The sequence below is a fragment of the Nocardia sp. NPDC023733 genome, assembly GCF_040639775.1.
Taxonomy (GTDB): Bacteria; Actinomycetota; Actinomycetes; order Mycobacteriales; family Mycobacteriaceae; genus Nocardia; species Nocardia rosealba.
Map to the genome: position 1 here is coordinate 308982 of NZ_JBFAAN010000005.1, position 20060 is coordinate 329041.

The window sequence follows — 20060 nt, forward strand, 5'->3', positions numbered from 1 at the left end:
GACAATATGACCTACCTGGTCAACGGCCTCTACATCGTGGCCTTCTCCATGTTCATCTACGGCCTGATGGGGCTCACCGGCCCCAAGACCGCCGTGCGCGGCAACCAGATCGCCGCCGTCGGTATGGCGATCGCCGTGATCGCCACGCTGATCTCGATCCGGCACACCGAGATGCTGAACTGGATCCTGATCGCCGGTGGCCTGATCGTCGGTGTGGCACTGGGTGTTCCGCCCGCCGTGCGCACCAAGATGACCGAGATGCCGCAGTTGGTCGCGGCGTTCAACGGTGTCGGTGGTGGCACCGTCGCGCTCATCGCGTGGGCCGAATTCATCGACAGCTCGGGCTTTTCCGCGCTGCACGACGAGCCGACCATCCACATCATCATCGGTTCGCTGTTCGCCGCGGTGATCGGCTCGATCTCCTTCTGGGGCTCGATCATCGCCTTCGCCAAACTGCAGGAGATCCTGTCCGGCAAGCCGATCGGCATCGGCAAGCTGCAGCAGCCGCTGAACCTGCTGCTGCTGCTCGGTTCCATCGTGTGTGCCGTGGTGATCGGTCTCGGCGCCGACGACGGTGGCGTGTCGCAGCTCTGGATGATCGCGCTGCTTGTGCTGGCCGGTGTGCTCGGCCTGATGGTGGTGCTGCCCATCGGTGGCGCCGACATGCCGGTCGTCATCTCGCTGCTCAACGCCCTGACCGGTCTGTCGGCCGCGGCCGCGGGCCTGGCGCTGAACAACACCGCGATGATCGTGGCGGGCATGATCGTCGGCGCGTCCGGCACCATCCTCACCAACCTGATGGCCAAGGCCATGAACCGCTCGATTCCCGCGATCGTCGCAGGTGGTTTCGGTGGCGGTGGCGCGGTGGCCGCCGGTGCCGGTGGTGAGGCCAAGACGGCCAAGGCCACCTCCGCCGCCGATGCCGCGATCCAGATGGCCTACGCCAACCAGGTCATCGTGGTCCCCGGCTACGGTATGGCCGTCGCCCAGGCCCAGCACGCGGTCAAGGAGATGGCGTCGCTGCTGGAAGGCAAGGGTGTCGAGGTCAAGTACGCGATCCACCCCGTCGCCGGTCGTATGCCCGGGCACATGAACGTGCTGCTGGCCGAGGCCGAGGTCTCCTACGACGCGATGAAGGAAATGGACGACATCAACGGTGAGTTCAACCGCACCGATGTGGTGCTGGTGATCGGCGCCAACGACGTCACCAACCCCGCCGCCCGCGAGGATCCGTCCAGCCCGATCTACGGCATGCCGGTCCTCAATGTCGACCAGGCCAAGAGCGTCATCGTGCTCAAGCGCTCGATGAACTCCGGCTTCGCCGGCATCGACAACCCGCTGTTCTACGCCGACCACACCTCCATGTTGTTCGGCGACGCCAAGAAGTCCGTCGGTGCGGTCACCGAGGAACTGAAGGCGCTGTAAGACAAGCGACATCGAACAAGAGAGGCCCCGCCGGTATTTCACCGGCGGGGCCTCTCGCTGTCGCGTGGCTACTCGAAGGTGTCGGCCAGCAGGTCGAGGGTGGCCATGGACTGGCGGTAGTCCGGGCGCTTGCTGGCTGCGGGGAGTTCGTAGACCTGGTTCTTCTGGAAGGCGGGGAGCATGGCCAGGGCCGGGTCCTGCTTCAGCTGGGGGATGTTGCGGCCGCCGTCGAGCAGGATCACGAACAGGACCGGGGCGTCGGCGACGGTGCTCAGGAGTTCGGGACTGAAGGTGACCCAGTCGCCTGCCTGGGTGCGGGGCGGGTTGCCTGCCTTGGCCTCGATCTTGTCGTCGATGGTGAAGCCGACGTCGGCGAGGAGGTTGGACAGCGGGGTGCCGGGGGCGAGCAGGATGGGCTTGCCGTCGGCCTGGGACTGCATCACCGAGGTCGCGCCCTGGGGGATCTTCAGCTTGGCCTTCACTTCCGCGACCCGGTCCTTGTAGGCGGTGAGCATGGGCTCGACCTTGTCGGGGCGGTTCACGAAGTCGGCCACCGTCTTCAGTTGGTCCTGCCAGTTGGCGAGGTCCGAGGGGACGAGGGCGGTCGGTGCGACGGCGCTGAGCTTGTCGTAGTTCTTGATGGTCTGCAGGCCGGGGAAGCCGGGTCCGCCGCCGATGATGAGATCCGGTCGCTGGGCGGCGATGAACTCCAGATTGAGGTCGTCACCGGAGGGGACCGCTTCGGTGCCCTGCTCTTTCGCGTCGGCGGCCCAGGACGGGGGGAACTCGCCGGGTGCGAGGGTGACGCCGAGGATGCGCGGATCCGCGGCCTTCACGTTCGCGTCCAGGTCGTAGAGGAATCCGGCGAGGGCGCCGTTGAGGACCACGATTCGCTGTGGGTCGGCGGGCACGGTGATCTGGCCCTTGGCGGTTTCCACCTGGCGGGTGCCGGTGTCGGTCGACCCTTCGGAGGTGGAGGTGCCGCAGCCCACTGCCGTCGCGGTCACCGCGACGATCAGGAGTGCGACGGCGGCGCGCATGCGGGCCGTCATTCGGTGCGCTGACATAGGAGTTGTTCCTTCTTTCTATCCAAGTGGAAGTTCAGGTGCGGATCGCGGGATCCGCGTCGATGAGCGCGGCGACCTCGATCCAGCCGGTCGGCATCGCGATCTCGTTGTGGGTGTAGGGCAGTCGCCGGACCACCAGCTGGGCGCCCGCGGCCCGCCAGCCGGTGAGCTGGGCGTGCACGCGCTCGGGTTCGAGGCCGTTGTCCGCGCAGTACAAGGCCATCGGGCCGCTGTAGGAGGGGGACTCGGACTCGGTGACCATGCGCAGCAGTTCGGTCGCGGCCTGGGTTACCACGGACGCCAATTCGGCTGGGTACTCCTCGATTTCGGGTACCAGTGCGGTCATTCCGGAGGGATCTGCCAGGGTCGCGGCGGCCCGCTCGGTCAGGTTCGACAGCGGGTGCGAGTCGAGCAGACCCACATAGCCGACCTGCTCACCCTCGGCTTCGAGGATGGCGGCCATGGCGTGGGCGAGATTGCCGCCCAGCGAGTAGCCGAGGAAGTGGTACGGGCCGTGCGGTTGGATGCGGCGGACGGCGGCCAGGTAGTAGCGCGCCAGGTCGTCGAGGGTGCGGGTCCGGGTGGTCGGCTCGGTGAGGTGGGGCATCTGCAGGCCGATGATGGGTCGTTCGGCCCGAAGCAGCCTTGCCAGAGGAGCGTATTTCCATGCGGTGCCGCCGATTTGGTGGATGCAGAACAGCGGCGGGACCGAGCCCTCGGCGCGCAGTTCCAGGACCGGATCGAGGCGGCGGCCCAGGCCGGCGAGGCCGTCCTTCGGTGGGGTGGTGGAGTCGGCCGCGCCGATGCGGGCGGCGAGCTCGCGGGGGGTCGAGGCGGTGAAGACGTCGTCGAGGACCACGGGTAGGTCCGCGCGGGTGAGTCGGCCGACCAGTCGCACGGCGAGCAGGGAGTGGCCGCCCTTGTCGAAGAAGTCGTCATCGGTGCCGATCTCGGGGACCGAGAGGACGGCTGCCATCGCCGCGCGAATGGTGTCGAGAGTATTGCCGTCCGCGGTGCGAGACTCCGGTGCGGGGAGCGCGCGGCGATCGATCTTCTCCGTCGCCGTGCGGGGAATGTGATCCAGCACGACAACGGCGGCGGGAATCATGTACGCGGGCAGCTTGTTTCGTAGCTGTTCGCGGATCGAATCCGTGTCGAGCGTGATTCCGGACTTCGCCATGAGGTAGGCGACCAGCCGCTGATCGCCCGGTGTGTCCTCGCGCAGCTGTACCACCGCGTGGGCCACGCCGGGGCACGTGAGCAGGGCCGATTCGATATCGCCCAGTTCGATGCGCTGGCCACGCAACTTCACCTGGCTGTCGGTGCGGCCGATGTAGTCGAGTTCGCCGTCGGGGTTCAGTTTCACCAGATCACCTGTGCGGTACATCCGTTCGCCGCTGCCGAACGGGTCGGCGACGAAGGCTGCGGCGGTCAGGTCGGGACGGGCCAGATAGCCGCGCGCCAACCGCACTCCGGTCATGTAGAGCTCACCGACGGTGCCCTCGGGGACGGGGTGCAGCTGGTCGTCGAGGATGCGGACGGTGTCGGCGGGTGCACCGACCGGGACCGACGTGGTGTCGGCGTCGACGGTCTCGTGGAAGGTGAAGCCGATCGCCGCCTCCGTGGGACCGTAGAAGTTGTACACAGCGGTACCGGTGAGTGCGCGCATCCGCTGCGCCGTCGCCGCCGGCAGCACTTCACCGCCGGTGAGGACGCAGCGAAGGTCCGCGCATCCCGAGAGATCGGCCTCTTCGGCGAGCACAGTGAGCATGGAGGTCGTCATCCACATCGCCGTGACTCGCTCCGCGCTCATGAGTTGTGCCTGGTAGTAGGGGTCGCGGTGGCCGCCGGGGCGGGTCAGCACGATCCGGGCGCCGACGTGCAGCGGCAGGAACATCTCCATCAGCGAGGCGTCGAAGATCGGCGGGGTGCGGTAGAGCATGGTGTCGCCCGGGCCGAACCGGACTTCGCGCTGCAGCCATTCGAAAGTGGAGATGATCGCGGCGTGCGACAGGCTCACCCCCTTGGGCACACCCGTGGAGCCGGAGGTGAACAGGAGGCAGGCGGTATTCGCCGGGCGCAGCGGTGCGAGGCGGTCCGCATCGGTGAGCGGAGTAACGGCGAATTCGCCCTGCCCGCGGTCGTCCGATTGCTCGTCGACCATCGTGCGAATGTCATCGAGCGAGCTCAGAACCATTGCAGCAGCGGCGGTATCGATAATCTTCTCGACGCGTTCTGCGGGCTGTTCCGGGTCTATCGGGAGATAGACACCGCCTGCACGGCAGATCGCATGCGCCGTGACGACGGAATCGATAGTGCGCGGCATGGCGACGGCGACCACGGTCTCGGGACCGACACCACGCGAGACGAGCCACCGGGCGAGACGATTGACCCTGGCATCGAATTCGCCGAAGTCGATCGTGACGCCGTCCGCCGTCACCGCCGGGGCTGTCGGATCGACAGCGATGCCCCACTCGGCCAGGGTGGTACCGCTCGGAGCCGCCACGATCGGGTGACTGAGCAAGGCCCCATTGTTGAGCGGAGCAGCAGATCGGGCGTCAGTGTCGACGCGGGCTGTCGCTGGAGTGCCGTCGACGGCTGTTGCGGTGGGCCGCGCTGTGACGACTGGCTCGGCGAAGACTTCTGGTGGCGGTGCGATGGGTGGTGCCGGTGCGGCCGGGGGCGTGGCGGTTGGAGTGAGGGGCTTGATGAACTGGGTCGCGGGGGTGTCGGGGGTGGTCGTGATCGACGTCAGCGTGGTGGTGATTCGGTCGGCGATCCGGGCGAGGGTGGTGTCGGGGATGACGCTGCGGTCGTACCAGATGACCAGCGTCAGGTGGTCGCCCGGCGGGGCGATCAGGGTGAGTGGGTAGTGGGTGTTGCCGTGGTTGTGGAATTCGCCGAGACGTAGGTCGTGGGAGTTTGGTTGTCCGGGGCCTGAGTTGGGGAAGTTCTCGAAGGCGACCAGGGTGTCGAAGAGAGTGCCGAGGCCCGTGATGCGTTCGATCTCCGCGAGGCTCGCGAAGTCGAACTCCTGCATGGCGAACTGGTTTTCCTGCAAGTCGGCCCACTGGTCGAGCAAGGGACGAGCCGGATCGAAGGTGCAGCGGACGGGCACGGTATTGGCGAACAGGCCGACCATGCCCGCTACGCCGGGCAGCTCCGCAGGACGTCCGGAGACGGTCGCGCCGAACACGACATCGAGGCGACCGGTGAGCGCGGCGAGCACCAGCGCCCAGGTGCCCTGCACCAGGGTGTTCATCGTGAGACCGCGGCATCGGCCGAGCTCGGCCAGTGTGGTTGCGAGCGATGCCGGGAGCGCAACCTGCCACTGCCGAACCTCGCGGGAAGTGGTGCCCTGATCGAGTGCCGGTGTGGTGGCCGGCGATGACGGGCGTCCGACTTGCTGCTGACGGGTTTCGGGTTCGCGGGGAGTATGGGCGGCATCGACGATCGTCTCGGTTACCAGCGTCGGTGCCTCGAGCCCGGCCAGTCGGTGAGACCAGGCGGTGCGGACGGCGTCGCGGTCGCGGGCGGCGAGCCAGGTCAGGTAGTCACTGTACGCAGGCGCCGGGGGGAGTTCGTCGCCGTGGTAGGTGGCCAGTACTTCGCGCAGAACTATAGGGGTTGACCAGCCGTCGATGACCAGGTGATGGGTGTTGAGCACCAGGCGGTGTGTATCACCGGGTAGACGAATCAGCGTGGCGCGCAACATCGGTGACCGGTCGACTGCGAACCGGTGGCGGGTCGCTTCGGCTTCGAGGCGGTCGGCTGCGGCCTCTGCGGTGCGCAGCGGCAGATCTGAGAGGTCGACCTCACGCCAGGGCATGCCGACCGAACGTGGAACCGCCTGCACCGGCTGGTCCAGGTCCTCGAAGTGGAAGGCGGCGGCCATGGTCGGGTGTCTGCCCACTACGGTGTCGAAGGCTGCCGACAACCGTGGGCCGTCCAGCGGGCCGTGCAGGTCGACGCGGGCGCTGAGGGTGTAGACGTCGTCGGCACCGTCACGAATCGCGTGGAACAGCAACCCTTCCTGCAAGGGCGACAGCGGGAGAAGTTCGGCCAGTGGGCCGTGCGTGTCCTCCAGCACGTCGATGATGTCCTGGTCGACGATCACGCCGGGGCAGTCCGACGGTGTGAGTCCGCCGGGATACAACCTCGCGTGAGCGGCCAACGCCTCCAGCGCGAGTTCGAAGTGCCGCTGGATTTCCGCGACCTGGTCGGCGCCGAGAATCCGGCTCGCGGCTGTCCACTCCACGGCCAGCCGCGGCGCACCGGCCCGCGCGGATTCGTGCACGAAGACATTGAGTGAAAGCACCTCGGTGAGTGCCTTTTCCGATGGTTCCGTCACCGCGAACGCGTCGTGTTCGGGCAAGCTCCAACCTGGCGTCCCACCGCCACCGAACCGGCCGAGATAGTTGAGCAGCACCTCCGGTGCGCGGCGACCGGCGAATCGCGGCGCGGTCTCGGGGTCGAGCCTGCGCAGCACGCCGTAGCCCACACCGTTGCCGGGAACAGCGCGCTTGGCTTCTTTGACCGCGCGCAGCAGGTGTCCGGCCGCCGCGCCACCGGACAAGGCCTCGGTGAGTCCGGCGGGATCGTCGATGCCGGTCGCGGGCGTCCACACCGGGAACTCGCTGGTAAACCAGCCGACGGTGCCAGCGAAATCGGTGTCGGGGCGCAATGCTTCGCGCCCGTGACCCTCGACGGTGACCGGCCTGCCCGGTTCCAGCGACTCGCCGCTCTCGTGCCGCCAAGCGTTGAGTGCGAGCATGAGTGCCGCGAGCAATACATCGTCGGTCTTCGCTCGGTAGGCGGTGGGCAGTGTCGTGAGGAAGGCTTCGGTGATCGCCGGTGTAGCGAAAGTCCTTGTCTGCTCGGCGCTCTCGACAAGGTCTACAGCGGGATCGAGCGCTCTCTCCCCGAGGGGTGCGACGCTCGCGTCGCCGAGCGCGCGCTCCCAGTGCACCAGCTCCGCGCGGTACTCGCCCGCAACACCGGACTCGGCGAGCAACGTGGCGTATCGCCGCCACGAACTCCCCTTTCCAGCCAGTCGCGCGGGGCGTTCTTCCTGCGCGGCGGAGCAGGCCTCATACAGCTCGGGCACCAGGATTCGCCACGAAACACCGTCTACCACCAGATGATTGGCAACCAGCACCAACCGATCGGCGACGCCGTGCCCGCTACGTACCAGCGCGGCACGAATCTGGACACCCTCGGCGGGTGCCAATTCCTTTGCCAGCGCGAATGCCACCGACTCGATCAGCGCTGCCATCCCGCCATGCCCTGGCACGCCGGGAACGATCTCGCGGACCAGATCGGGTGCGCGCAGCGTGCCCACTGCGGCAACTTCGAGCCGGGCGTCGGTGCCGGACCCGTCGAGGACGAGGCGGAGGGCGTCGTGGCGGTCGAGAAGGGTTTGCAGGCCGGTGGTGAGGTGGTCGACTGTCAGGTCTTCGTGGAGGGTCAGAGCTGTCCACTGGGCGTAGCCGGCGATGGTGCCGGAGTCCGCGTTCGCCTCGAGAAGGGCCGCAACCATGGGCGGGATCGGGACGGCACCGGTCGGTTCGTCTGGGGTCGGTGCGCCGGTGCGTACCTCGGCCATCTGGGCGGTGGCGGCGATGGTGGCCAAGTCGCGTTGGGCGAGGAGGGTTTTCGGCTGGACTTCCCAGCCGAGGGCGCGGAGGCGGCTGCTCACACCGATCGCGGTGATGCTGTCGCCGCCGAGGCCGAAGAAATCGTCGGTCGCGTTGACCTGCGCCAGGCCGAGGACCTCGGCGACGATTCCACACAGTGCCCGCTCCTGCTCGGTGCGGGGCGGTCGGCCGGTCGAGGTCAGCTGGGGTGCCGGAAGGGCTGCGCGGTCGAGTTTTCCGTTGACGGTGGTTGGCAGTGAATCGAGGATCACCAGGGCCGAGGGGACCAGGTGGTCGGGGACCAGGGTGGTCAGCAGCTGACGGAGCTGGTCGGCGTCGAGGGTGCGGCCGGTCTCGGGGACCAGGTAGCCGATCAGTCGGGTGCTGTCGCCGGATTTGCGGATAGTGGCGGCCGCTGCGGCTACCCCCGGTAGCGCGCCGAGCGATGCCTCGACTTCGCCCAGTTCCACGCGGTAACCGCGCACCTTGATCTGGGAATCCGCGCGCCCGAGGTAGTCGTAGCCGTGGCCGGGGAGCCAGCGTGCCCGGTCACCGGTGCGGTACATGCGTTCCCCGCACGCGAACGGATCGGCGACGAACCGCTCCGCTGTCACCACCATGCGCCCGAGGTAGCCGCGAGCCAATTGTGGCCCCGCCAAATACAACTCGCCGATCTCACCGTCGGGCACCGGCTGCAACGCGCCGTCGAGCAGGTAGGCGCGGGTACCCGCCAGCGGTCCGCCGACGTGCGGCACAGCACCCGTCACCGGCGCACTCAGCGCGTCGACGGTTGCCTCCGTCGGGCCGTACATGTTGCGGGCGACCACCTTCGACGCGACGATGGCCGTCCACAACGCGGGTGGCGTCGCCTCACCACCGAGCAGCAGCAGCTCCGGACGGTGTGCGCTGCCGAGCAACCCGTTGTCGATCAGCGCGGTCGCCATCGAGGGGGTGGTGTCCACGACATCGATGCGATCGGTCCGTAACGCCGCTACCTGCGCGGACGCGTCCTTCTGGATATCTACGTCGTACAGATGGATCCGGTGCCCGCACCACAACCACATGAGCTGATCCAGGGCCGCATCGAAGGCGAAGGAATAGGTGTGCGCGACATGCAGCTGCCGCCCGCCCACTCGCGCGGCGTTCTCGGCGTAGACGGTGCGCCGATGGTGGTGCAACAGCTGAGCCATCGCGCCGCACGAAATCTGCACACCCTTCGGCTTGCCGGTGGAGCCCGAGGTGTACACGACATAGGCGAGATGCCCGGCTGAACGAGGCGCGGCGAGTTCAGCCATCGACAGCGGCCCGCTCGGCAGACTGGTGATGGCTGCTCGAACGCCGTTGTCCGACAACAGGAGTATTCCCGGTGCCACATGGCGGTTCACCACGTCGCCAGTCATGGACAGGCCGTCCGCCTGCGCTGCGGAAGTCCGGTCCGGGGACCCGTCAGTCGTGAGCCGCTCTGCGAAGACCGCTTCCGCGACAATGTCATCCGTCAGGATCAAGGCCGGATCGGCGTCTTCGATGATGTCTGCCAGGCGCTGGGCGGGGTGGTTGATGTCGAGCATCAAGAAGGCCGCACCCGCGTGTTGCACTGCCAGCAGGGCGATCACCAGGTCGACCGAGCGGGGGAGGGCGATGCCGACGATGTCTTCGGGGCCGATGCCTCGGCCACGCAGGTAGCGCGCGAGCTGGTGCACGCGGGCACCGAGTTCTGCCGCGGTGAGCCGGTGGGTGCCGTCGACGAGGACGATGTCGTCGGGCTGGGCCGCGACCATGCGGTCGAAGACCTCGACGACGTCGTCGGGACGCCCGGGCAGGGCCGCGCCGGCGCGCTCGACGGCGATGTCGGCCGCGACCTCGGCCGGGTACAGGGTGATCGCGCCGATCGGCTTGTCGGCATCGACCAGTTCGGTGATCAGCGTGACCAGCGCGTCCATCCGTCGCCGCGCGGTGGCCGCGTCCAAAGACCGCGCGTCGACCTCGAAGCCGAGCTGGACGCGGTCCTCCGACAGCGGGGTGACGGTCAGGCCGAGGTCTTCCGGCGGGCCACCGGCCACATTGCGCAGGGTGCCGGTGGCACCGTCGAAATCGAGGGCGAAGTCGAAGGCCTTGAGATTGACGCCGATGCCGTGCAGCAGGGCACCGGTCTGTGCCCCACCGAATTCGCGGGCGAGGTCCTCACCGCGAAAACGTTGGTGGGCGCGCATCTCTCGCAGTGCGTCGGCCACCCGCTTGCCCAGCTCACCCAGGCGGTCCTGACCGGACACCGAAACTCGCAGCGGCAGGACGTTGACCGCCATCGACGGGGTGGTGAGGGCGGTCTTGCCGACGCGCGCCATCACCGGCAGTGCGATGACCACATCGGTCTCACCGAGCAGCCGGTGCACGAATCCCGCGTAACCGGCGACGAGCACGTCGGCCCACGTGATACCGGCTTCGGTGGCCGCTGTTTTGACGCGACCCATCAGGTCGGCGTCGAGGACCGCGCGCACCTCGTGGGTCTGCTCGACCACGCCCTCGGGTGCCCGACCGCGCCCGTCCAGCGGCGGCAGCGGCGTGAGCCGGTCGCGCCAGTACTCGCGGTCTTGCCGATGTGCCTGGCTCCCACGGTATTCCAGGTCCTCGGCCACGAGCGTTTCCACCGACCCCCAGCGCAGGCGCGGCACTTCGGTACCGCGACGCAGCGCGGTGTAGTGGGCCGCGACCCGGCGCGACACCATGGCCGCGCTGTAGCCGTCGATGATCAGGTGGTGATAGAGCTGGATGCACCACACGTCGTTGTCGGTGAGACGCAGCAGTGTGTAGGTGTAGAGCTGCCGGTCGACCATGTCGCGGCAATAGGTCGCGGCGCGTTCGCGTTCGGCGGCGACCAGCCGGTGCGCCGCGGCGACCGGGTCGGCTTCACCGCGCAGATCGACGAGTGGACGCAGCTCCGGTTCCAGCTCGGTGATCCGCTGCCGCGGCCCCTCTGGAGTCTCACTGAATCGCAGCCGCATCGTGTCGGTTTCGGCGATGGTCCGGCGAATCGCGGTGTCCAGCAATGGCACGTCCACCGGTTCTGTGCCCGAGATCTCCAGGACCTCGCCGACCAGGTAACTGAGCGACTCGGGGTCAAGTCGCTGCGCGTTCCAAATGCCCAATTGCGCTCCGGTGAGCGGTAATCCGGGATGGTCGGCGCTCACGTCGTCCCGTTCCACCGAGCCCACAGCAACTCCTTCGTCAAAGTTCTCCACCCACCCCACGCGGCGCTGCCGGACTCGGGAAGAGTCCGGCAGCCGCGCGAGGCGAGTCAGGTTTGTCTTGGTTCGAATGGCGGAGCGTCCGCCGACGGGGTCAGGCGTCTGCTTCGACCTGTGCGGGATCGAGCTGACGCAGCAGCTCCGAGGTCCCGACCACCGCCCCGCAACGCCGGGCGACGTAGTTCAGTGCCATCACATGCTCGTCGCGGCTGAAATCCGCCGTCGCGTCGTGGACGAGGAACGGCCGCACATCACCCATGAATGCCTCGGCGGCACTGAGCATGCAGCCCATGTGCGTGTAGACGCCGGTAACCAGGAGCTGATCGCGCCGGTAGTAACCGAGCAGTTCACGCAGGTCGGTGCGCTGGAACGCCGAATAGCGCCACTTGGTCACCTGGATGTCCTGCGGTTCGGGCGCGAGGGCATTGATGACCTGCGTGTCGGCGCCCTCGGCCATCCCGCTGCCCCAGAAGTCGGCCAGAATGCCGCGTCGCGACGGGTGCTGATTACCGGGCTGCATCGTGTAGATCACCGGGATGTCGAGCTCGTGGCAGCGGTCGCGCAGCAGAGCGATATTGGCGATCAGGGTGCGGGCGGGGTCGCGGTGCAGGTCGTAGGCGTCGAGGAAGTACTGCTGCATATCGTGGATCAGCAGGGCACAACGTCCTGGTTCGGCAGTCCAGTCGACCTGGTCGGCGGTGAACTCGTCGACGCCCGGCATCGGATAGGGCGCGATCGGGGGGATAGGCATGACGGTCTTTCGTTCGAACGGAAGTCGGCTCAGCCAACGGTGACGGGCAGATCCGCGATACCGAGCGGAGCGAGGATGCGCTGGAATTTGCCGGTGGTCTCGGCCAATTCGGCGGCCGGGTCGGACGCGGCGACGATCCCGCCGCCCGCGTGCGCGAGCAGCGTGGTGCCGTGCTCGGACAGCTCGGCGCAGCGGATGCTCACCATCCATTCGCCGTTGCCGTCGGCATCGCACCAACCGACAGCGCCCGCGTAGAAACCGCGTTCGCCCTCGAGTTCGGCGATGAGACGGGCCGCCGCGGCGGTGGGTGTGCCACAGATCGCCGGGGTGGGGTGTAGCGCTACGGCGAGCTCGAGTGCCGACGGGCCGGCCAGCGGGACGGCCGCGGTGATCGGCGTACCGATGTGCCACATCGCCGGAGTTGCCATGAGTTCCGGTGCGGGAGTGTGTACTTCGGCGCAGCGGTCACGCAGCACGGCCGACACCTGATCGGTGACGAAGCGGTGTTCTGCCAGGTCCTTGGTCGAGGCGAGCAGCGTGTCGGCGGCCGACCGGTCGGCATCGCCGTCGTCGAGTACCCGGCGGGCCGAGCCGGCCAGCGGATAGCTCACGACGCTGTTCCCGTCACGACGCACCAGGATCTCCGGACTGGAGCCGAGGAGATGGCGGCCGGGGTATCGCCCACCCGCCGCGGACAGATCGACCAGGAAACCGTTCGACATCGGGTCCGAGGCGACCATCAGGTCGAGGATGTCCAGTGCGCGAACGGGAGTCGCCGAGCGGGCCCGAATCGCGCGTGCCAGCACGACCTTTCGCAGGGGGTGGGCGGGGTCGGCCAGCAGTTCGACAGCGGTGGCGACGCGCCTGCGGTGCTCCTCGGGTGCGGGAAGCGCCGCGTCGAAGGCGAACTGTGGCAGGGGCTCCGAATCGCGCTCGAGCATCCGGGGCCGGTAGGGCGCGTCGGTGATCGTCACAGATTCCGGCGCCCACAGCGCTGTCGGTGCGCCGGGGCGGAAGGGAAGTGCGCCGACGATGTGGCTGATCCGGCCACTGCGCAGCGCGGTGATCGCGTCGTGTGCCGAGCGGAAAACCGTCCCGCCCGCGGTGGCGGACACGGTCCGCTGCGGACGGGACAGCACAAAAGCGGGGTCTGAACTGGCGGTACTGATGGGGATCATCCTCTCGGTCACATATCTAGCGTTGCGCCACCGTCGACCCGCAGGTCGTGCATGGTGATGTGGCGGGCGCCGTCGGACGCCAGGAAGTGGACGGCCGACGCGATGTCGTCGGGAGCGGCGATGCGCCGCAACGGGATTCCCAGCCGGTAGGCGGCGGGATCACCGTCGAGCAGCGCGGTCTCGGCGGCGTCGTCCAGCGGTGTGCCGCCGAACATGTCGCGCAACATGGTGGTGTCGGTGGAGCCGGGGGAGACCAGGTTGACCCGCACACCGAGCGGCGCCACCTGCAAGGCGAGCGACCGGGTGAACGCGGTCGCCGCGGCTTTGGCGGCGCCGTAGGCGGCCATGCCGACCCGGGGCGTGGCCGCGGCATTGGAGGAGACCACCACGATCGCCCCGGTTCCGGCGGCGACCATCTCGGCGGCGGCACGCTGGGTGACCAGCATGGTCGCGGTGGCGTTCACGCTGAGGCAGCGCGTCCAGTCCGCCGGGTCGAGTTCGAGCGCGGGGCCGCCGACCATCACGCCCGCCGCGTGCACCAGCACCTCGACGGCGCCGTAGTCGGCCGTGAGCCGGTCGAAGGCCGCCCGCACGGCTGCGCTGTCGGTGAGATCGACGGTGACGCCGTGCACGTCGGGCGCGGATAGCGTTGCCACTGCGGCACTTCCGGCGCCGCGACGGTCGGTGGCTGCATCGAACCGCTTCGCGATCGCGGCGGCGGTCCGGTGTACGGCCGGGTCGAGGTCCCACAGCGAGACGACCCGGTCCTCGGCAGCGAAGCGCGCGGCGATCGCGGCGCCGATGCCCCCGGCCGCGCCGGTGACGACGACGACCCGACCGCGAGAATCACCATTAGACATGAGGTTAGCCTAACCTGACTGTCCGTTATTTGGTTAGCTTCCCTCATAACTTTTGGCCGAAACACCGAACCGCCTGCTCGAAAGAGGTGCTCGACTTGACCGAACCCGCCTTCGCCGGCTTCACCCCCTGGCCCGCCGACCTGGCCGACCGCTATCGCGCCCACAATCTCTGGACCGGTGACACTTTCGGCGATGTTCTCGCCGCGCGTGCCGCCGCCACACCGGACCGGATCGCGGTTCTCGACACCGCCCACAGCTGGTCCTATGCCGAACTCCATCACCGTGCGCGTTCGCTCGCCGCCGGTCTGGCCCGACTCGGCATCACGCCGGGCGATCGGGTGCTGGTGCAGCTGCCCAACCGGGCCGAATTCGTCGAGGTGGTCTTCGCGCTCTTCGAGCTCGGCGCGCTGCCGGTGTTCTGCCTGCCCGCGCACCGCGCCGCCGAGCTGGTGCCGATCGCCGAGGCCGCCGCCGCGACGGCCGTCATCACCTGCGGAGCCCACCAACGCTTCGACTACGCGGCGCTCGCGGCGACGGTGCGGGAGAAGGTGTCGAGCCTGCGGCATGTGCTGCTCGTCCTCGACGAGGGGCAGCAACTGCCCGAGGGCGCGCACGATATCGCCGAATTCCGCGACGAGCCGGTGGAACTGCCGGGACCGTCGGCCGGTGACGTCGCGTTTCTGCAGCTCTCGGGTGGCAGCACCGGCATCCCCAAGCTCATCGCCCGCACCCACGACGACTACCTCTACAGCGTGCGCCGCAGCGCCGAGATCTGCGAACTCGACAGCGACACGGTGTATCTCGCGACGCTGCCCGTGGCCCACAACTTCCCGATGAGTTCGCCGGGCATTCTCGGCGCGCTGTGGGCCGGTGGTGCGGTGGCCATGACGCCCGATCCCACACCGGCGACGGCCTTCCCGCTGATCGAGCGGTTCGGCGTCACCATCACCGGCCTGGTGCCACCGCTGGCGCGATTGTGGACCGAGCGCGCCGAAGCCGGTGACACGCCTGATCTTTCGAGCCTGCGGGTACTTCAGGTGGGTGGTGCCCGCTGCCAGGACGAGCTGGCGCGCCGGATCGGTCCCGCGCTCGGCGTCACCCTGCAGCAGGTGTTCGGGATGGCCGAGGGCCTGGTCTGCTACACCCGGCTCGACGACCCGATCGACGTGGTGGTGAGCACGCAGGGCAGGCCGATGTCGGAGTTCGACCAGATCGCGGTCGTCGACGACAACGGTGTGGAGGTGGCGCCGGGCGAACAGGGCAACCTGATCACCCAGGGCCCGTATACGATTCGCGGCTACTACGACAACCCCGAGGCCGACGCCCGCAGCTTCACCGCCGACGGCTGGTACCGCACCGGCGACATCGTCTCGATCCGCCCCGACGGCAATCTCGTGGTCGCCGGCCGCGCGGGCGACTGGGTGAACCGCGGCGGCGAGAAGGTCTCCGCCGAGGAGCTCGAGGCGCATCTGCTCGAGCATCCCGGCATCCGCGACGCCGTGATCGTCGGCACGCCCGATCCGGTGCTGGGACAACGTATCTGCGCTTTCGTGCAGCCGACTGATCCGGAGCAGCGACCGACGCTCACCTCCGTGCGCAAGTTCGTGCGCGAGCGGGGTGTCGCGGCGTGGAAGATGCCCGACGCGGTCGTGGTGATCGAACAGTTCCCCGAGACCGGCGTCGGCAAGACCAGCCGCAAGGAACTGCGGCAACTGCTCGCCGAGGGTGCCCACGGGAACTGATCCAGCAGAAGCGGTTCGGCCAGGGGTGGCGCACCGAGTGCGCCACCCCCGCTGCTCACGCCAGCAGTTCGATCCACGACCCGAGGACGGGTTCGCCCGCGAGCGTGGGAAAGTCGATATCCGCATGACCAGCCGACCGCCATTTCTCCACCAGCGACATGATGCGCACCGAATCGAGTCCGGCGTCGAGCAGATCGGTCTCGGCGCTCAGTTCGGTCGCCTCGACTCCCAGTACGGTGGCCACATCGGCGATCACCTGTTCGTCGGTCATGGTCATTCCTCTCGATCGAAGTCGGCGACGCCGCGCTTCCAGTAGCCGGCGATGAGCGAGTCCTTGGGACCGATGCCCAGGTCGTCGCGGATGATCTTGCGGACACCACGCAGGCACCCGGCCTCCCCGGCGACCCAGGCGAAAACCCGGTGTCCGGCAGCGACTTTCACCTCGCGGACAGCCTGCTCGAGGATGTCGCTCGTGCCGGGCGCCGCGTCACCCCGGTGCAGCCAGCGCACGGTCACGCCCGCGGGCGGGTCGAGGGGGATCTCCTCGGCGGGCCCGGCGACCTCGATGAATGCCCAACCGGTGGTGTCGCGCGGCATGCGCTCGAGCCAGCGGGCGATGGCGGGCAGCGCGGTGATGTCACCGGCGAGCAGATAGTCGTCGTAGGTCTCCGGGATGACGACGCCACCGGGCGGACCCGCGATGTGGACCTTGGTGCCCGGGGTCACCGAGGTGGCCCAGTCCGAGGCGAGACCGCCGGGGTGGATGACGAAATCGATGTCGAGTTCGCCGTCCTCGACGCTGTGGCGGCGCACCGTGTACTCGCGCGAGATCGGTCGCGGGTTGCCCCACTCGAGCATCGTGCCGTCGAGCTTCGGCAGCCGCAGCACGCCGTCTTCGCCCGGGAAGATCAGGCGCACATGCTCGTCCGGCACATAGCTGTGGAACTTCGCGATGTCCGGGCCGCCGAAGGTGATCCGCAGCAGTGCCGCGCCAACGGGCACGACCCGCAACACCTCCACTTCCTGCAGGCCGATCGGGTACGGCACCTTGGCGTAGTGGTCCCCGGCGAGCACCTCGGCGATGTTCGCGGCGTAGTCACTGCGATCCTTCACCGTTTTCCTTTCTGTGCAGTGGCCCGGCGACGAGCGCCATCAGGCCGGTGAGTACCAGGACGGCGACGCCGTAGAGCACGAGCGCGCGTCCGGGTTCGAAGGTCTGGCCGACGAATCCGGCCACCATGGAGCCGACCGCGGTGCCGGCGACGGACTGCACCATCAGCAGGCCCGACATCCGTCCGCGCATGTGGTCGGGCGCGGCCTGCTGCAGCATCGTGTAGCGCAGCACCATGTTCACGGCTCTGGCCAGGCCGAATCCGGCCAGCCCGAGGAACACCAGCGCGGCGTGCGACCACAGTCCGGCCGCGATCACGCCGATCGGCATCAGTCCGAGCGAGATCAGCAGCGCCCGACCGGTGTGCGCGCGCCCCATCCAGCCGCTGGTCAGCGTGCCGAGCACCGCACCGGCGCCGGGTGCCGCGTAGAGCAGGCCGAGGGTGCCCGGCCCCGCGTCGAGTTCGACATCGGCGAAGGCGGGCAGCAGCACCAGCGGGCCGCTGACGAGCATCCCGATCAGCCCGGTGAGCAGAATGAGCCGGATGGACTCGTGCCGCACCGCGAACGCGATACCCGCCACCAGCTCACGGACCGGGTTCTCCAAGTCGCGCTGCGGTGGCGGCGACGGGCCGATGGCGGTGATCAGCCCGACGGTCGCGGTGGTCGCGAGGGCGCAGAGGAAATAGGCCGTGGCCACACCGGTTTTCGCGACGAGCAGGCCGGCGAATGCCGGGGTGATCATGGTGCCGAGGTCGGTGGTCAGCGAGACCAGAGCACCTGCGGCCGCGACTTTTTCACGTCCGACGAGCACCGGGACCATGGCCATCAGCGCCGAACCGCTCACCCCGCCCGCGAGACCGTCGACGACCGCCGCGAGATAGATGGCGGACAGGAACGGCTCGGGCAGTACGGCATTCACCCCGAGGATCAGGAAGCCGATACCGGCCGCGCTGCGCGACCACTGGATCACTGTCCGGCGGTCGTACCGGTCGGCGACCACCCCGCCCGCGAGACTGCCCGCGAACAGGGCGACCGCGGTGGTGGTGGCGACCCCGGCCACCTGCACACTCGATCCGGTCAGCTGATAGATCTGCAGCGGCAGGGCGACCATGAGCAACCCGATGCCGAGTACCGACACCAGCCGCGCCGCGAACGCGCACCGGAAGGGGCGCGACGCCCGCAGCGGGCTGAGGTCGATGAGCAGTCCCGACGTCACCGGAAACGTTCCACGAGCAGATCGAGTGTCGCCATGACGGTGCGGTAGTCCGGACGCGAGCTGGTGGCGGGCAGTTCGAAGACCTTGCCCGCCTCGAACGACGGCAGCGAGGCGTAGAGCGGATCGGCGCGCAGCTCTTCGAGCGAACGTCCGCCGCTGAGCGGGATGGTGAACAGCACCGGCGCGTCGATCACCGTGCTGAGCAGCTCCGGGCTGAAGCTGATGAAGTCGGCGCTCTGCTCCTTGGCGGGGTTTCCGGCCTTGGCCTCCACCTGCGTGTCCAGCGTGAAACCGACCTCGGCGAGCAGCGCGGGCAGCGCGGCGGTCGGCACGAAGACCGTCGGCTTCTGGCTCTTGATCGACTGGAACACCGTCGTCGCGCCGACGGGCGGCTTGATCTTGCTCTTGGCCTCGGACAGCTTGGCCTGGTAGTTCGCGATCAAGGTGTCGACATTGGCCGGCTTGTTCACGGTCTCGGCGATGAACCGCAGCTGGTCCTGCCAGTTGGTTGTCTCGGTCGGCATCAGCACGGTCGGGGCGATGGCGCTGAGCTGGTCGTAGGCATTCACCGACTGCTGGCCGGGGTAGCCCTGGCCACCGCCGATGATCAGATCGGGACGCTGGGCGGCGATGAACTCGAGGTTGATGTTGTCACCGGACGGAACGGCCTGTGTCCCTTGTGCCTTGGCGTCCTCGGCCCAGCCGGTCGGGAACTCGCCCGGCTTGGTCGGCACACCGAGCAGGCGCGGGTCGGCCGCGACGACGGGCGCCTCGAGGTCGTAGAGGTAACCGGCCAGGTTGCCGTTGAGCACGACGATGCGCTGCGGATCGGCCGGCACCTTGATGGGGCCCTTCGCGGACGGCACCTCGCGTGGGCCGGAATCGGCGGAGTTCGACGACGAGTCACCGCACCCGGCGAGCACCGCGACCAGCGCGAGAACCGGGACGACGAGGGCGGCGCGAAGCCGGCCCGGGGAACGGTTGGTGAACATGGACGGGGTTTTCCTCATTTCTTCAGTGCACCGGTGCGGCGTTCTCGGCCAGCGGAATCACCAGCGGCGTCCCGGTTTCCGGGTCGTCGACGATGCGGCAGCGCAGCGAGAACACCTCGTGGACCAGGTCCGCGGTGACGATGTCGGCGGGGGTGCCGGTGGCGACGATCCGCCCGTCGCGCATGGCGATCAGGTGGTCGGCGTAGCGGAAGGCGTGATTGAGGTCGTGCAGTACGGCGACGACGGTGCGTTCCGATTCGCGGTTGAGCGCGCGGCACAGGTCGAGCAGCTGGATCTGGTAGGCGATGTCGAGAAAAGTGGTCGGCTCGTCGAGCAGGATGATGGGCGTCTGCTGGGCGAGCACCATCGAGATCCAGACCCGTTGCCGTTGACCGCCCGACAGTTCGTCGACCGGGCGGGCCGACAGCTCGGCGACGCCGGTGGCCGCCATCGCCGCCGCCACCGCCTCCTCGTCGGCCTTGGACCACTGCCGCAGCAGCGTCTGGTGCGGATAGCGGCCGCGCGCGACGAGGTCGGCCACCCGGATGCCGTCGGGTGCGGTGGAGGTCTGGGGGAGCAGGCCGATCTGACGAGCCAGCTCCTTGGCCGGATAGTCCGTCACCGGCTTGCCGTCGAGCAGCACCCTCCCGGATTCCGGGGCGAGCAGGCGGGCGAGCGCGCGCAGCAGGGTGGACTTGCCGCAGGCGTTCGGGCCGATGATCACGGTGAACTTGCCGTCCGGGATGTCCACGCAGAGTTGGTCGCTGATCGTTCGGCCCTTGTACCCGAGGCGGACCTGGTCGGCGCGCAACCGCGCGGCGTGAGTGTCGTTCATGTC

12 protein-coding genes are annotated in these 20060 nt (G+C 68.5%); 2 read left to right on the plus strand and 10 right to left on the minus strand.

The genetic code is table 11. The features are described from left to right. The first annotated feature begins 6 nt into the window (after positions 1 to 6). Positions 7 to 1425: an NAD(P)(+) transhydrogenase (Re/Si-specific) subunit beta gene (locus AB0F86_RS21730; protein WP_181697616.1), complete on the plus strand. Its 1419-nt coding sequence runs from the start codon at positions 7 to 9 to the stop codon at positions 1423 to 1425. Between the two features lie 68 nt (positions 1426 to 1493). Here AB0F86_RS21730 and AB0F86_RS21735 read toward each other — a convergent pair whose 3' ends face one another. The 5 genes from AB0F86_RS21735 to AB0F86_RS21755 form a co-directional block, all read right to left on the minus strand. Then, a complete protein-coding gene (locus AB0F86_RS21735) occupies positions 1494 to 2492 on the minus strand; it encodes an ABC transporter substrate-binding protein (RefSeq protein WP_356984857.1) in 999 nt (332 codons plus the stop codon). A gap of 34 nt (positions 2493 to 2526) precedes the next feature. Further along, on the minus strand, positions 2527 to 11337 hold the full coding sequence (locus AB0F86_RS21740) for an amino acid adenylation domain-containing protein (RefSeq protein WP_356984856.1): 8811 nt from the start codon (positions 11335 to 11337) through the stop codon (positions 2527 to 2529). A 127-nt stretch (positions 11338 to 11464) separates the two neighbouring features. Next, positions 11465 to 12121, minus strand: a complete 657-nt coding sequence (locus AB0F86_RS21745; protein ID WP_067490608.1) for an isochorismatase family protein — start codon at positions 12119 to 12121, stop codon at positions 11465 to 11467. 29 nt (positions 12122 to 12150) lie between these two features. Next, positions 12151 to 13311, minus strand: a complete 1161-nt coding sequence (locus AB0F86_RS21750) for a chorismate-binding protein (protein ID WP_356984855.1) — start codon at positions 13309 to 13311, stop codon at positions 12151 to 12153. Further along, positions 13308 to 14159: an SDR family oxidoreductase gene (locus AB0F86_RS21755; RefSeq protein WP_356984854.1), complete on the minus strand. Its 852-nt coding sequence runs from the start codon at positions 14157 to 14159 to the stop codon at positions 13308 to 13310. The genes AB0F86_RS21750 and AB0F86_RS21755 overlap by 4 nt, the downstream gene beginning before the upstream one ends. Positions 14160 to 14245: 86 nt before the next feature. On the opposite strand from AB0F86_RS21755, the gene AB0F86_RS21760 reads away from it, so the two are divergent. Beyond that, positions 14246 to 15901: an AMP-binding protein gene (locus AB0F86_RS21760; RefSeq protein ID WP_356984853.1), complete on the plus strand. Its 1656-nt coding sequence runs from the start codon at positions 14246 to 14248 to the stop codon at positions 15899 to 15901. Between the two features lie 55 nt (positions 15902 to 15956). Here the strand turns inward: AB0F86_RS21760 and AB0F86_RS21765 are convergent, their stop codons facing one another. Genes AB0F86_RS21765 through AB0F86_RS21785 form a run of 5 tightly spaced genes read right to left on the minus strand, consistent with a single transcriptional unit; the run spans position 15957 to position 20057 of the window. Further along, positions 15957 to 16172 (minus strand): phosphopantetheine-binding protein, encoded by a 216-nt coding sequence (locus AB0F86_RS21765; RefSeq protein WP_067641464.1) that lies wholly within the window; start codon positions 16170 to 16172, stop codon positions 15957 to 15959. A 2-nt stretch (positions 16173 to 16174) separates the two neighbouring features. Then, positions 16175 to 17014 carry a siderophore-interacting protein gene (locus tag AB0F86_RS21770; RefSeq protein ID WP_181697521.1) on the minus strand — a complete coding sequence of 280 codons (840 nt, stop codon included), beginning with the start codon at positions 17012 to 17014 and terminating at the stop codon, positions 16175 to 16177. Further along, positions 16998 to 18230, minus strand: coding sequence for an enterobactin transporter EntS (entS, locus tag AB0F86_RS21775; protein ID WP_181697520.1), 1233 nt, complete (start codon positions 18228 to 18230; stop codon positions 16998 to 17000). Before entS ends, AB0F86_RS21770 begins: the two co-directional genes overlap by 17 nt. Further along, a complete protein-coding gene (locus AB0F86_RS21780) occupies positions 18227 to 19222 on the minus strand; it encodes an ABC transporter substrate-binding protein (protein WP_356984852.1) in 996 nt (331 codons plus the stop codon). Before AB0F86_RS21780 ends, entS begins: the two co-directional genes overlap by 4 nt. Before the next feature lie 22 nt (positions 19223 to 19244). After that, positions 19245 to 20057 (minus strand): ABC transporter ATP-binding protein, encoded by an 813-nt coding sequence (locus tag AB0F86_RS21785; RefSeq protein ID WP_356984851.1) that lies wholly within the window; start codon positions 20055 to 20057, stop codon positions 19245 to 19247. Between the last annotated feature and the right edge of the window lie 3 nt (positions 20058 to 20060).

Bases quoted from the DNA above. Each gene is read 5' to 3' on its own strand.
- AB0F86_RS21730 (WP_181697616.1), top strand. From the start codon at position 7: ATGACCTACCTGGTCAACGGCCTCTACATCGTGGCCTTCTCCATGTTC.
- AB0F86_RS21735 (WP_356984857.1), bottom strand. From the start codon at position 2,492: ATGTCAGCGCACCGAATGACGGCCCGCATGCGCGCCGCCGTCGCACTC.
- AB0F86_RS21745 (WP_067490608.1), bottom strand. From the start codon at position 12,121: ATGCCTATCCCCCCGATCGCGCCCTATCCGATGCCGGGCGTCGACGAG.
- AB0F86_RS21755 (WP_356984854.1), bottom strand. From the start codon at position 14,159: ATGTCTAATGGTGATTCTCGCGGTCGGGTCGTCGTCGTCACCGGCGCG.
- AB0F86_RS21765 (WP_067641464.1), bottom strand. From the start codon at position 16,172: ATGACCGACGAACAGGTGATCGCCGATGTGGCCACCGTACTGGGAGTC.
- AB0F86_RS21780 (WP_356984852.1), bottom strand. From the start codon at position 19,222: ATGTTCACCAACCGTTCCCCGGGCCGGCTTCGCGCCGCCCTCGTCGTC.
- AB0F86_RS21785 (WP_356984851.1), bottom strand. From the start codon at position 20,057: ATGAACGACACTCACGCCGCGCGGTTGCGCGCCGACCAGGTCCGCCTC.